We start from the raw sequence: 12,348 nt of genomic DNA, 5'->3' as shown, positions 1-12,348 counted from the left end.
TGTAATGCTCGTTTGACAGGGTATTCTGTTCTTGTGTTATCATTAAACCATTCTTCTGATGAAAAGAGGTCAAAACCATGCATAATGTACCACAAATCACACCGCAAGAATTACGGCAGTGTATAGAGACAGGTGAAGACCTTGTACTCATCGATGTTCGCGAAGACGAAGAGGTGGCCTTTGGGATGATTCCCGGTGCACAACATATCCCTATGGGAGAAATTCCGCACCGTACTGAGGATATTCCAAGCGATGCCAAAGTGATCTTCATTTGCCGTTCCGGTGCCCGCAGCCAACGTGTCTGCGAATATCTACAGCAATTTGGTTATAACGCTGCGAACCTCAGCGGCGGTATGATTGAATGGAATGAGTCACTCTCTTAAAAGCTCAACCGCGGTAATGCATTAAAATATGTTGCGACACTTCTGCCGCAGTCAGTCCCGTTGTATCGACCGTGTAATGCGCGAATAGGTATGCATCCTGGCGATCTTCCATGATTCGTCTGACCCGTTCTTCTGCATTGCCGGCGAGCAGCGGACGATTCTCATCCCCGCTAACACGTGCAATAATCTCTTCCTCAGTTGCCGTTAGCGCAACTACATGCCCTTTACTCAGCATTAAGGCTGTATTTCCCGGCGCCAATACCGCGCCTCCACCAGTGGATATTAATTTATTCTCAGACTCTAGCATTTGCTTTAGAACCGTAGTTTCTACGCTTCGAAAGTATTCCTCACCATCTTCTGCGAAGATTTCTGCAATGCTTCTGCCTTCAGTCTCAATAATGACATGATCCAAATCAACCAGCTCATAGCCCAGCTCCTCAGCCAAAATAGCACCAACGGTTGACTTACCAGTCGCCATCATCCCTACTAAAATAATGTTTTTGTTCTTATCTTCCTGACTCATCGTTTTTAGTTCTTCAGTATCCCCAGCCATGACTATCCTCCAACCGCGATATTTGTCATATCATAACACAGGGTCAAAACATTAGACAATCCGCTTCTTCCAGTAAAAAAAGACCCGAAAGGCTCCCCATTTCTGGTGAAGCCGTCCGGGCCGCTTGTCATACCGTCAATTAGATTATTCTGCTGCCATCCAGTTGTGGTGGAAGACGCCTTCTTTGTCCACACGTTTGAAGGTGTGAGCGCCAAAGTAATCACGTTGAGCCTGAAGCAAGTTAGCAGGCAAACGTTCTGTACGGTAGCTGTCATAGTAAGCCAATGCGCTGGAGAATCCAGGGACTGGAACACCCAAAGTTACCGCAGAAGCAATGACTTTACGCCATGCAGATTGGTAATTGTCCATAACATTCTTGAAGAAAGGATCAAGAAGCAGATTCTTAAGCTCTGCATTGTTCTCATAAGCATCTGTGATATTTTGTAGGAAACGGGAACGGATAATGCAGCCGCCGCGCCAGATTTTAGCCAGCTCGCCATATTTCAGATCCCAACCATATTCGTCGGAAGCTACGCGAAGTTGAGCGAAACCTTGCGCGTAGGATACGATTTTGCTCGCGAACAATGCTTTACGCACGTTCTCGATGAATTCGGCTTTGTCACCTTCAAATGTTGTTGCTTCTGGTCCGTTAAGCACTTTGCTTGCTTCTACGCGCTCATCCTTCATAGCAGACAGGAAGCGGGAGAATACGGATTCGGTAATCATGGACAGAGGTACACCAAGATCAAGTGAGCTTTGGCTTGTCCATTTACCAGTACCCTTTTGGCCAGCGGAATCAAGGATAACGTCAACCATAGGTTTGCCGGTTTCTTCGTCATATTGAGCAAAGATATCAGTAGTGATCTCGATCAGGTAGCTGTCGAGCTCGCCGCTGTTCCACTCTTTGAAAATATTGTGAAGTTCTTTTGCATCCAGACCTAGAACATCTTTCAACAACTGATAAGCTTCACAGATCAATTGCATATCACCATATTCGATACCGTTGTGCACCATTTTAACATAGTGTCCTGCACCGTCAGGTCCGATATATGTACAGCAAGGCTCTCCGTCCACTTTGGCTGAGATTGCCGTTAGGATAGGCTCTACAAGTTTATACGCACTTTCTTGACCACCTGGCATAATCGAAGGACCTTTAAGAGCACCTTCTTCACCACCAGAAACTCCAGTACCGATAAAACGGAAACCTTTTTCTTCCAGCTCTTTACTACGACGAACTGTATCAGGGAAGTAAGCATTCCCTCCGTCGATAATGATGTCGCCTTGATCAAGATGCGGCAGCAGTTGCTCGATGGTAGCATCAGTAGCTTTACCAGCTTGAACCATGATCAGAATTTTGCGCGGTGTTTCCAGCGAAGCTACAAATTCCTCAACGGAAAATGTGCCTACGAGGTTTTTACCTTCCGCTTCAGCAAGAAGATCATGTGTCTTCTCCGGGGAGCGGTTGAATACGGATACGGAAAAACCTTTGCTTTCGATATTTAGAGCCAAATTCTTGCCCATTACCGCCAAGCCAATAACGCCGATTTGTTGTTTTGCCATCTGGTCCTCCACCCTTTGCACCCTATATTTTTGTGAAATCCATTTCTCGCAGTATAAGAATACCACCCTTTATCAGAGACAGCAAAGCCTGCCCTGCGAATAGAGATCAATTTCATTGACAAATTCAGTCTAAGAAATGATCACAATGACTATTTTAACGTTTTTAACGTCAGAAGTGAACCCCTGTCTGCAAGTTCCAATACAAATATAAGACACCCCGATGAACGGGGTGCCTTGAAAGAACATTTGCGGCACTTGCTTACCATTCTAACATAAACAATTCCTTGGTCAAAAAGGCAAGCTCAGCTCGACATTTGTCCGCGCGAACCGTATCTCCAGCCTTTAGGGCATCATTTAACCGATCCAACTGTTCATCTACTTCAATTCTCCGCTGGCGAACCCGTTCTTCCCCTTCAATAGAATAAAAGAGTCTTGTCAGCTCCTCATCTGTGAGCATAGGTCCCTTCTGATATAACACGCGCTGCTGATAACCAGAAATTTCAACTAGGCGAATCACTTCGCCAAACAAAATATTTTCAATAATAATCTGCCGATCCCGGAAACGTTTAACGATTGCATGCCCGCGCATATCCCCAATTAATTTCTCCATCCACTCTGACAAGCGAGCATCACGGATCATATAATCGCCCACAAGCTTATAGCCGTCTTTAATCCTTTGAAACCGCAATTTCACTAACTTACGACCCGTACGGACCGAAATCACAAAGACCTGTTCATTCTCGCTCCAATATAGGGAATAACCTTCTTGAATCAAATCCTTGATCAGGTCCTGGATATGCTGTCTGTCGAACCGCAGTTCCAGGTTACAATATTCCACCTCGTCGTTTTTGTTCACGGCACTCCCCCCTAACAGCTTCACATCTGTAAAGCCAACCTTCATTAGTTCAATTCCAGAGTAATCATGGCTGCCGGACCTCTTCTTGAGTTAACTTCCTTTTTGCGTTCGTCTTAATCTTATTTTATACTTCAGTTTATGTAGCGGTAACTTGGTTTATTGACTATTTTTACCCGCAACAGCCTTTCTCCAAACGCTGATCGAGAATTTTAATGCCTTTTAGTCCTTTTGGAGCATAAACGTTCTAGTCCTTCAGCTGCACAGTGTCATACAGAAGACCTTCGAAACTTACTTCTGTTATATCGTATGTCCTTCTAATTTTCTAAAAAGCCGCTGATTTACCGGATCATTCTCCGGTTATCAGCGGCTTTTTATTTTCCTCAGCTAGTCTTAAATTTCTGTTTCGTTCTATGCACAATAAGCAGATGCAGCCCGAAGAGCAGCAGCATTACAATAGCACTTGCCAGGAATGGGACACCATGTCCTACATGATCCCATAATCTACCTGATAATACTGGCCCCGCTACCATTCCTGAGCCTTGGAGTGTCAGGAACAGCCCCCAGACCGTCCCTCGTTCTCCCTTAGGTACTTGCTTAGCCAGAAAGGCATTCCATGCCGGGAGGATAAGCGCGTAGCTTATACCGACCAGTGCCACCGCGATAAAGGCAAGTGGCAGCCAGCGAACCTGAGAGAAAAAGGCCAGCGAAAAAGCAGCTAACAAAAAACCTATATTCAGAAACACCGTTGTCCCTATACGGTCCACCAGCTTACCTGCGGGAATAAGTGCAAGAACTGTAATCCCTCCCCCTGCAATGAGGAGCAAACTGAATTGATTGGGACTAACATGCAGCTCTGTACGTGCGAACAAGGTAACTACAGGTGTCATCAAGCCAATGGCGAAGGCCTGTAGGAACAACGCCGGGTACAGCCATCTGCTGACTTTCAGCGTAGTTTTCACCTGATGCAGCGTTCTTTTTATACTTTCTAACGGACTAAGCTTTTTACGCTCCATTGCTCCGCCAAGTCCATGCATGTCCCTCACGACAGCATGAGACCCGCTAGAAGAGATTCGTTTAGGTAAGAAAAGGGCTACTACAACTACAGCGGCAGCACAACCTAACAAGACTAGAAAAGCTACGTGATAGCTTTGTCCACCCTGATCCATTAAAAAATTCACAACAATTGGACCGATTCCTGTTCCTGCGAGAGAAGCCATCTCAACAGCGCCCATGGCCGCACCACTGCTGCCGCTTTTGGTTGATCCGGCCAGCTCGGTAATCCCGGTCATCACACATGGCCAAAGCGGTGAGGTCCCGATCCCAAGAATGAGACAGGCGATGGATAACGCAACGGCCGTTTTGGCATAGATGATCAAACCAATGGCTACTAGAATCAGCAGCAATGCACTTGTCATCGTCCAGCGGAACCCTATGCGCTCCATAACCCAGCCTGAAGGGCTGCGGAAGACGTTGTCCCCCAAATACTGTAGGGCAAAAGCGAATCCCACTACTGTCACCGACAGCCCCAGTATATTCTCCATATACACTGGCAATAAAGCAACAAGCAGCGAACCTTTAACAAATTCAACTAAAAAAATAATTACCCACATCTCAACAATAAATGGTGATGCTAAACTAATATTCATCCGTTGTTCAGCTTTCGTGGACATTCTATCACATCCAAATCCTAGTATTCTGAAGATTGTTTTGTTATACTGATGCTTGCCTTAAAAATTAACTATTCGCGAAAGGTTGTGACAGCATTAAATGAATCAACACCGTACTCCCCTCTTCACAGCTCTAAAAAAGCATGCCGCCGGCAATCCAGTTCAATTTCATATTCCCGGGCATAAGAAGGGGCTAGGAACCGATGCCGAATTCCGTGAGTTTATCGGCGATAACGCTCTATCCATAGATCTAATCAACATCGCACCGCTTGATGATCTACATCAGCCAACTGGCGTAATCCAGGAGGCTCAAAAGCTGGCTGCGAAGGCTTTCGGCGCCGACTATACGTATTTTAGCGTACAGGGCACGAGCAATGCCATCATGACGATGATCCTCTCTGTCTGCTCACCGGGTGAAAAAATAATTGTGCCGCGTAACATTCATAAATCCGTAATGTCGGCTATTATCTTCTCCGGAGCCAAGCCTGTGTTCGTCTCGCCTGTACAGGATGAGAATCTCGGGATAGATCACGGCATAACCACCAGTGCGCTGGAACGAGCGTTAAAGCGTCATCCAGACGCTAAAGGAGTTCTAGTTATCAATCCAACGTACTTCGGCGTATGTGCCGACCTGCGTTCGATTGTCGACCTGGCTCACCGTTACGGGGTACCCGTTCTGGTGGACGAGGCACATGGAGTACTGATTCATTTTCATGAGGATCTGCCGGTATCGGCCATGCAGGCCGGTGCGGACATAGCTGCCACTAGTGTGCATAAGCTTGGTGGTTCCATGACGCAAAGCTCGGTACTGAATCTAAATGCGAAGACTGGGCTGATTAACCCACAACGGGTGCAGACCATTATGAGCATGCTGACTACAACATCAACCTCATATATTTTATTAGCGTCTCTCGATACATCTAGACGCAATCTCGCGCTAAACGGACATGAAATGGCGGAAAGAACCATCCAATTGTCCAACTACGCACGCGAGACCATTAACACTATCGAAGGCTTGTACAGCTTTGGTAAAGAAATACTTGGAACAGAAGCAACTTTCGATCTAGATCCAACCAAACTTAACATTCACGTTCGCCATTTAGGGATCACTGGTTACGAAACCGAAAACTGGCTGCGTGAGAAATACAACATCGAAGTTGAACTGAGTGACATGTATAATATTCTTTGCCTTATTACCCCAGGTGATACTCAAGAATCAGTAGATAAATTATTAGCTGCTTTACGGGTGCTATCCGCTATCCATTATAGCAAGGGTGAAATCTATGAACTGAAGGTTCAGGTTCCAGAAATCCCGCAGCTTGCTTTAATTCCAAGAGATGCTTTTTATGCTGACACTCAGTTAGTTCCGTTCCGCGAATCTGCTGGATACATCATTGCAGAGTTTATCTATGTATATCCACCGGGGATACCGATTCTCCTCCCTGGCGAAGTCATTACTCAGGATAATATCGACTACATTATCGACCACGTCGAAATCGGCCTGCCGGTTAAAGGGCCTGAGGACCGCAGCATCACTAATGTTAAGGTGATTGTTGAAGCCGATCCTATATCCTAAGATCTATCTTTTTCCTTAAAAACTTAAATCATTTATACAAAAACCCGATACCATAATGAGTATCGGGTTTCTGTATATAAGCATCAACTGTTCCATTCACATAGAACAGCTTAAGTTTAGTCGCTAGAATCTATTCTTGCTGAGCAAGCAGATTGTTGTAAGCTTCTTCAACAGCTTTCCATTCTTCTTCATCTTCGATATTATACAATACCATTTCTTCGTCTTCTTCTTCCATACGCAGAATAATGCCGTCTGCTTCTGGATTCTCGCGCTCTAACAACAGAGCATATAATTTCTCGCCTATGTCGAACGTTTCTACAAGCACCATTTCCACATCTTCGCCCTGCTCGTTCGTCAAGGTCAGCACAAACTCCTCGTGCTCATGGTCGTGATCATGCCCGCAACCGCATGCTTCACCATGCTCATGTTTGTGATCGCTCATTGTAATACCTCACTTTGAATTGTATTATCCTACATCTGGTATCGTACCACGTTAGATTAGTTCAGGTCAATTTAGAACACCTAATTTAACGCTGTTATTACCTTCTCCGACACAAGTACGTAATCGGCATTTTTGGAGGGCTTAATATAGAAGCCTACCCGATATTTGCCCGCTTCTTTAAAATCATAAGTAAACTCCGAGGTTGGAAACCAGAAATTATCCTTCTGCGAGCCTTCAAGCACCTGTGACTGAATATCCTTAACGTTTCCAGACGGATCTGTCATGGCCACTTTCACAGCTGAAATCTCTTCGGTCAGACTATCTACCTGAGTTAATATCTTTATTTTCAGCTTGCCTACATTGACATTGCCAAAAACCGTATCCCCTTTAAAAAGTACAATATGGACATTAGGTTTAAGGATCGTAACTTTCCCAGAACCGTCCCAAGTAACAACCCCGCCTGTTTCTCTAGCAGGAATGTACGTTTTTCCATCAATTAGATAACCGCCGTCTACAATTTCTTTTCCGTTGCTCCATACTCTAATTTTCTGATTAACGGAATCGGCGAATAATAATGAGCCACCCATTAAGGAAAAAGCAAACACGCACAAAGTGATTTTTTTCCATCTATTCATTTGAGACCCTCCAGATAATTCATGCTGTTAATATATACTTACTTTGTTTCAGCAAGTTGCGCTGATTTCAGGTAAATATTTCATTGATCTTGCGAAAAATGATATTATGGTCTTATTCGAAGTAGAAACATTAGCTATAACCGATTTCAGGAGGGTTCTTTCTTATGAGTCTAAGCCTACAAATGCTAGGAACAGGCAATGCTTTTGCGAAAAAATATTTTAACAACAATGGCTTGCTGCTAGATGAAAATTACACCCTGCTGATTGATTGCGGGATAACAGCCCCGCTTGCCATGCATAGACTTGAAAAATCCTTCAGTGACGTAAATGCTACGCTCATTACACATATTCATGCAGATCATGTTGGAGGGCTGGAAGAGCTTGCGCTAACCTTAAAGCATGTGCACGGTAAAAAAATGACCTTACTTCTTCCGGAGACACTTATAGAGCCCTTGTGGAACAATACGTTAAAGGGAGGTTTATACCAAGAAGATGCTGTATCTTCCTTATCTGATATCTTCGATGTTAAGCCCATGCAGCCTGAAAATACCTACAAGCTCTCTCCTACTCTTTCATTAGAGATCATACAAACACCGCATATTCCCGGGAAAAACAGTTATTCCCTTCTAATAAACAACGAGATTTTTTATAGTGCGGACATGACCTTTCAGCCGGATCTACTGATTAGCCTTGTGCGGGAGCGCGGGATCCGGATCATCCTGCATGACTGCCAACTAGGTGGAACAGGCGTTGTTCACACTACGCTGGAAGAGCTGATGTCTCTGCCTAAAGATGTTCGCGAGCGGATCAAGCTCATGCATTATAGCGATGAACAACCAGATTTCGTCGGACTTACAGGAGAGATGGAATTTTTAGAGCAGCATGTGAACTATAAACTCTGATCTTTACAAAAAAAAGCCGTACATAAACGTCTGTAGACGTATGTACGGCTTTTCGTGTTGAACTATGAAAATGTCGGCAAATTATCCAGATTGTTAGTTGGATCTCCATCCGCATCTCCGCGAATATAAGTTTCTCCATCCTTACCTTTAAAAGCGTTCACTCCGGCAATATTTCCGGCCTGTACTTCTTGCAGGGCTTGGTCATACGCCAGCACACGTCCTGTAGAGGTCTGGAAGCTTGTTAAATCGCCATCCCCATTTTTTTGAACAGCTACGAAAGATTCACGTTCGTTATTTGGCACTTAAGTTCGCCCCTTGCACTTGGATTTGCCATCATTCGGCACATCCTAGCTTGCGTAGAGCGTCCAATAATTATGTGCGCCATCTTTAAAGCATTTTTTGCATACGTACATGTAATATACCTGCATCATAAAATGGTTCTGTAGAAATAACTTCATAGCCGAGTTTCTTATAGAAATTCTCTGCCTGACACTGAGCATCTAGAATTGAAGCTTCCAGTCCAAGCTCCCGAGCAAGCTCTTCCATCGCCAGTAACAAGACACGTCCGTATCCTTTGACCCGATAGTCTTTCAATACGGCGATGCGCTGCATTTTAGCAGTACCTGCTTTGTAATAGATCAATCTACCCGTTGCTACAGGTATCCCTTCATCTATAATCAGAATATGGTGCGCATTCGGACTGATGGCATCATATTCGTCAATTTCTTCCTCGGCCGGTACCTTTTGTTCCTCAACAAATACTTTAGTACGGATATCCAGCCCCATCTGAAGCTGTTCCTCTGTAGTTACCCGTAAGATTTCTGCCGCCATGTTAGTTGCAAACTCCTCTCTCTATGTAGCCAACGATAGTTGTCTATTATATAAAATAATGACAAGAAAGAAAAGCCTACACATGGAATCCGTAACCTCTCAGTAGACTAATCCACAGAATATACTTCTTCAGGGATTGAACGGTTATATACGTCTTGCATCACAGGTGACAACGGAGGATACTGACTTTTAGATTTGCCATCCAGATTGGTCATCTCATTGATTTCGATAACTTTTGCGGGTTTCACCGTAGAGCACCCCACTACACCCAGCAGTAACACTAGGCAAACGCCGACTTCCCATTTCACAATTTTAGACATAAAAAAGCTCCTTTCATCGCAGCTGCAGTTATACTCACTACAGCTTTGACGATTCAGGAGCTTTATAAACAATAGGAGCTATTCATTCCAGTTGCCCTCTTAGAGATTGACGTTTCCAACCAAATGGACTAGATACATCATCCCAACCAAAAAGCCTGCTAAAACAAAATAAGCTGTTCCATATTTCCAGCGTGTACTGGCTGGCACATCGTAATACTTATCATTATCGTGCACGGTACAGCTGATGTCACATTGCATTTTTAAATGAAGACCATTCTCTAACGTTACTTGCTCCAGCTGCGAAATTCTTACCTTTTCAATAATACATTGCTGTGGCAGTGTAGCTTTGCCATAATAATTCAGCTGGTCCCATCTGACCACAACATACTGCTGTCTCTCTAGATCACTGTAGGTAGTAAAAGGTAAATCCCGGCGATGCTCAGCTCCTGGAATCATGTAACCCGCCTCTCGCAAGGGCTCCACGGGAATTAAGAACCCCTTAGTGACAGACTGCGGCCGGTTGTTGTTACGTCTTTTCACATATTTATTATACAGATCGTAAGCAAACATTGCCCAGATGATAAAGAACAAAATCGAACGCAAGTAAACGATTATAGCTAAGCCACCCACCAGACCCACAAGCCACAGCCAGCGCGTAACTGCGGTAGCAATACGTCCACCGTCTAGCGGATGGATTGGCAGCAGGTTAATCAAATTAAGCAATAAGCCTATATAAGCCAGGGAATAAAGAAGTGGACTATCCATATAATATGCCGCTCCAAACACAGCAGTAGCCCCAATAGTACCCAGAATCGGTCCGCCAAAAGCAACATACGCTTCTGTCTTCGCATCCAGCGGATGTTTTTTCATAGTAATTAACGCGCCTAAAAAAGGAATAAATAACGGAGCGCTGACGGGTAACCCGATCCGCTTAGCGGCTATAACATGTCCCAATTCATGAACAAGCAAAAGCAGGACAATACCTATAGCAAACCCCCACGGATAAATCAAAGCATATGCCCCTATCGAAACCATCATGGAAATTAACGGCCCGGCAATTTTACCTATTTTCAGCAGAGACAAAATCGCCTTTCCTTTTAACAGGAGCATGGCGGCTCCGCCCCCCAACCATTTCAGCGGAGTAGAAGTATTCTTTTTCTGCTCATTTTGCATTTGCGGCAAGATCACAAGCTCCTTTATCTTTCAATTTTAAGAAACTACTGTACAGTTCCATCTATCTTATCATAGTAGCATTAAATATATTTCTACAGTGAGCCCTTCGGAAAGTATACGACGCAACTTTTAGAAACGTTTCAGCGTCAAACCAACTATCTTGGATAAATTTTACTGCCAGATAAAGAAAGGGTTGGTTAATATGCTCTCTTTTCACTCCAAAGCTTGGTTATCCGTCTTAATGCTCTCAACACTTTTACTCCCTGCCACCATGTCAGCAAGCTCTTCATTAACTGTATCGGAGTCCTCTGCGCTTGCCCAAGCTTCCTCTGCTAGTACTTCGCAAGTATACTACCAATTTGGCATTCCTGGTGGAAACATAGGCGGACCTGCGCTGCTCAAAAATGGTGTAATCTACGTAGATGTTCGGGGGATCGCTGAACAAGCTGGCTTAAAAATGGAATGGGATAAATCCGGCAAACGTGCTCTGTTCAAAGGCTGGACTAAAAGTTTTGCTGTTCGAATCGGGAGTCAAACTGGCTTGCTTGACGGGAAAGCGGTAGATCTAGGAGGAATACCTTTTAAATCCAAAGAAGATGGGATATATGTGCCGGCCCGTTTTATCGTTAAGGCTTTCGAAGGCAGCCATCTCCGTCTGGACTCCACAACGAACACACTTTTAGCAGATGATCTGAAGACCTACAATGTTTTCACAGAATCCTTTGGAGGGCGTACCTATACGCTGGTCAAAGCTAATGGTGATTTATATGTCTCACAAGGCAAGGATACGGTGATAAAACTCACTTCACTCCAAACAAACTTTGACTGGGCAGGAATGAAGATCGAGAAAACGGCGGGGGGTCTGCTAGTCATTAAGATTATTGATTCCTATGGAGAGCCTCATATTAATACACGCGAAATCACACTCATATTCAAAAATGGTGCATTACTACGCAAGGCCACATTCGCTTACCAGTTCAGAGGAGATGCGGATTTCAAACCTTATGATGGCAACCTCATCTTGCATGATGGTAATACCTTACGTTTCATCCAAGACGGCACAGGCAATGTAATAGATACTCTTGATCTTGTAAAGCTGGGTGGCGAGGAAGATGCTTACTATGTAGAAAGCATTGATAAAGAAATCATACTGCTTCGTGGAAATCAGAATGGATTGCTAACCTTAATCGACCGCCAAACAGGCGAGCGAACCCTTTTGTATAAGGAGCTACTCACAGCAAAGGATCAGGAATATGCGGAAAATAACGATGTTCCTTTTAAAGGAGATACTTTGAAATTCGTAAAACGGAGCGGTGACAAATTGTATTTTATAAATGACTCCCCGCTTACTGGCAAAAAAGAAGTTATCTACTCCATTGAAGCTCATTCCAATAACTCCAAGAATAATACTGATTAGAAAGTACAGCACAAGCATGTGTATAGATTAAAG

At 44.2% G+C, this 12,348-nt stretch carries 14 protein-coding genes; 4 read left to right on the top strand and 10 right to left on the bottom strand.

Annotated elements, in window-relative coordinates; translation table 11 throughout:
- Positions 1-77 precede the first annotated feature (77 nt).
- Entirely contained in the window at positions 78-383 is a 306-nt protein-coding gene (locus MHH50_RS12130; RefSeq protein WP_076183347.1) for a rhodanese-like domain-containing protein, read from the top strand.
- A gap of 4 nt (positions 384-387) precedes the next feature.
- Here MHH50_RS12130 and MHH50_RS12125 read toward each other — a convergent pair whose 3' ends face one another.
- The 4 genes from MHH50_RS12125 to MHH50_RS12110 all read right to left on the bottom strand — a co-directional run bounded on the left by MHH50_RS12125 (position 388) and on the right by MHH50_RS12110 (position 5,022).
- Positions 388-936 (bottom strand): shikimate kinase, encoded by a 549-nt coding sequence (locus tag MHH50_RS12125; protein WP_339190647.1) that lies wholly within the window; start codon positions 934-936, stop codon positions 388-390.
- Between the two features lie 144 nt (positions 937-1,080).
- Complete coding sequence (gene gndA, locus MHH50_RS12120) at positions 1,081-2,496, bottom strand: NADP-dependent phosphogluconate dehydrogenase (protein WP_038570246.1); 1,416 nt, start codon at positions 2,494-2,496, stop codon at positions 1,081-1,083.
- Positions 2,497-2,755: 259 nt separating this feature from the next.
- Positions 2,756-3,352, bottom strand: a complete 597-nt coding sequence (locus MHH50_RS12115; RefSeq protein ID WP_036686566.1) for a hypothetical protein — start codon at positions 3,350-3,352, stop codon at positions 2,756-2,758.
- Between the two features lie 380 nt (positions 3,353-3,732).
- Positions 3,733-5,022, bottom strand: a complete 1,290-nt coding sequence (locus MHH50_RS12110; RefSeq protein WP_340034375.1) for an MFS transporter — start codon at positions 5,020-5,022, stop codon at positions 3,733-3,735.
- A gap of 97 nt (positions 5,023-5,119) precedes the next feature.
- Between MHH50_RS12110 and MHH50_RS12105 the strand changes: the two genes are divergently transcribed.
- Positions 5,120-6,595: an aminotransferase class I/II-fold pyridoxal phosphate-dependent enzyme gene (locus tag MHH50_RS12105; RefSeq protein ID WP_036686120.1), complete on the top strand. Its 1,476-nt coding sequence runs from the start codon at positions 5,120-5,122 to the stop codon at positions 6,593-6,595.
- Positions 6,596-6,725: 130 nt separating this feature from the next.
- On the opposite strand, the gene MHH50_RS12100 is transcribed toward MHH50_RS12105, so the two are convergent.
- Together MHH50_RS12100 and MHH50_RS12095 are read right to left on the bottom strand one after the other, a co-directional pair.
- Positions 6,726-7,037 (bottom strand): DUF1292 domain-containing protein, encoded by a 312-nt coding sequence (locus MHH50_RS12100; protein ID WP_036686118.1) that lies wholly within the window; start codon positions 7,035-7,037, stop codon positions 6,726-6,728.
- An 80-nt stretch (positions 7,038-7,117) separates the two neighbouring features.
- Positions 7,118-7,672 (bottom strand): copper amine oxidase, encoded by a 555-nt coding sequence (locus tag MHH50_RS12095; RefSeq protein ID WP_036686116.1) that lies wholly within the window; start codon positions 7,670-7,672, stop codon positions 7,118-7,120.
- Between the two features lie 164 nt (positions 7,673-7,836).
- On the opposite strand from MHH50_RS12095, the gene MHH50_RS12090 reads away from it, so the two are divergent.
- On the top strand, positions 7,837-8,574 hold the full coding sequence (locus MHH50_RS12090; protein ID WP_076129115.1) for an MBL fold metallo-hydrolase: 738 nt from the start codon (positions 7,837-7,839) through the stop codon (positions 8,572-8,574).
- Positions 8,575-8,636: 62 nt separating this feature from the next.
- Here MHH50_RS12090 and MHH50_RS12085 read toward each other — a convergent pair whose 3' ends face one another.
- The 4 genes from MHH50_RS12085 to MHH50_RS12070 all read right to left on the bottom strand — a co-directional run bounded on the left by MHH50_RS12085 (position 8,637) and on the right by MHH50_RS12070 (position 10,898).
- Positions 8,637-8,876 carry a DUF3892 domain-containing protein gene (locus MHH50_RS12085; RefSeq protein WP_036686113.1) on the bottom strand — a complete coding sequence of 80 codons (240 nt, stop codon included), beginning with the start codon at positions 8,874-8,876 and terminating at the stop codon, positions 8,637-8,639.
- 85 nt (positions 8,877-8,961) lie between these two features.
- Entirely contained in the window at positions 8,962-9,405 is a 444-nt protein-coding gene (locus MHH50_RS12080) for a GNAT family N-acetyltransferase (protein WP_076136093.1), read from the bottom strand.
- A gap of 107 nt (positions 9,406-9,512) precedes the next feature.
- Positions 9,513-9,725, bottom strand: coding sequence for a hypothetical protein (locus MHH50_RS12075; protein ID WP_076219148.1), 213 nt, complete (start codon positions 9,723-9,725; stop codon positions 9,513-9,515).
- Between the two features lie 99 nt (positions 9,726-9,824).
- Positions 9,825-10,898, bottom strand: a complete 1,074-nt coding sequence (locus tag MHH50_RS12070) for a site-2 protease family protein (protein ID WP_076219152.1) — start codon at positions 10,896-10,898, stop codon at positions 9,825-9,827.
- 202 nt (positions 10,899-11,100) lie between these two features.
- Between MHH50_RS12070 and MHH50_RS12065 the strand changes: the two genes are divergently transcribed.
- Complete coding sequence (locus MHH50_RS12065; protein ID WP_340034374.1) at positions 11,101-12,315, top strand: copper amine oxidase N-terminal domain-containing protein; 1,215 nt, start codon at positions 11,101-11,103, stop codon at positions 12,313-12,315.
- Positions 12,316-12,348 lie beyond the last annotated feature (33 nt).

The sequence above is a fragment of the Paenibacillus sp. FSL H3-0302 genome (assembly GCF_037982245.1).
GTDB lineage: Bacteria > Bacillota > Bacilli > Paenibacillales > Paenibacillaceae > Paenibacillus_AQ > Paenibacillus_AQ odorifer.
This window is presented reverse-complemented; position numbering and strand designations above follow the sequence as displayed.

Bases quoted from the DNA above. Each gene is read 5' to 3' on its own strand.
- MHH50_RS12130 (WP_076183347.1), top strand. From the start codon at position 78: ATGCATAATGTACCACAAATCACACCGCAAGAATTACGGCAGTGTATA.
- MHH50_RS12125 (WP_339190647.1), bottom strand. From the start codon at position 936: ATGGCTGGGGATACTGAAGAACTAAAAACGATGAGTCAGGAAGATAAG.
- gndA (WP_038570246.1), bottom strand. From the start codon at position 2,496: ATGGCAAAACAACAAATCGGCGTTATTGGCTTGGCGGTAATGGGCAAG.
- MHH50_RS12110 (WP_340034375.1), bottom strand. From the start codon at position 5,022: ATGTCCACGAAAGCTGAACAACGGATGAATATTAGTTTAGCATCACCA.
- MHH50_RS12105 (WP_036686120.1), top strand. From the start codon at position 5,120: ATGAATCAACACCGTACTCCCCTCTTCACAGCTCTAAAAAAGCATGCC.
- MHH50_RS12100 (WP_036686118.1), bottom strand. From the start codon at position 7,037: ATGAGCGATCACAAACATGAGCATGGTGAAGCATGCGGTTGCGGGCAT.
- MHH50_RS12095 (WP_036686116.1), bottom strand. From the start codon at position 7,672: ATGAATAGATGGAAAAAAATCACTTTGTGCGTGTTTGCTTTTTCCTTA.
- MHH50_RS12090 (WP_076129115.1), top strand. From the start codon at position 7,837: ATGAGTCTAAGCCTACAAATGCTAGGAACAGGCAATGCTTTTGCGAAA.
- MHH50_RS12080 (WP_076136093.1), bottom strand. From the start codon at position 9,405: ATGGCGGCAGAAATCTTACGGGTAACTACAGAGGAACAGCTTCAGATG.
- MHH50_RS12075 (WP_076219148.1), bottom strand. From the start codon at position 9,725: ATGTCTAAAATTGTGAAATGGGAAGTCGGCGTTTGCCTAGTGTTACTG.
- MHH50_RS12070 (WP_076219152.1), bottom strand. From the start codon at position 10,898: ATGCAAAATGAGCAGAAAAAGAATACTTCTACTCCGCTGAAATGGTTG.
- MHH50_RS12065 (WP_340034374.1), top strand. From the start codon at position 11,101: ATGCTCTCTTTTCACTCCAAAGCTTGGTTATCCGTCTTAATGCTCTCA.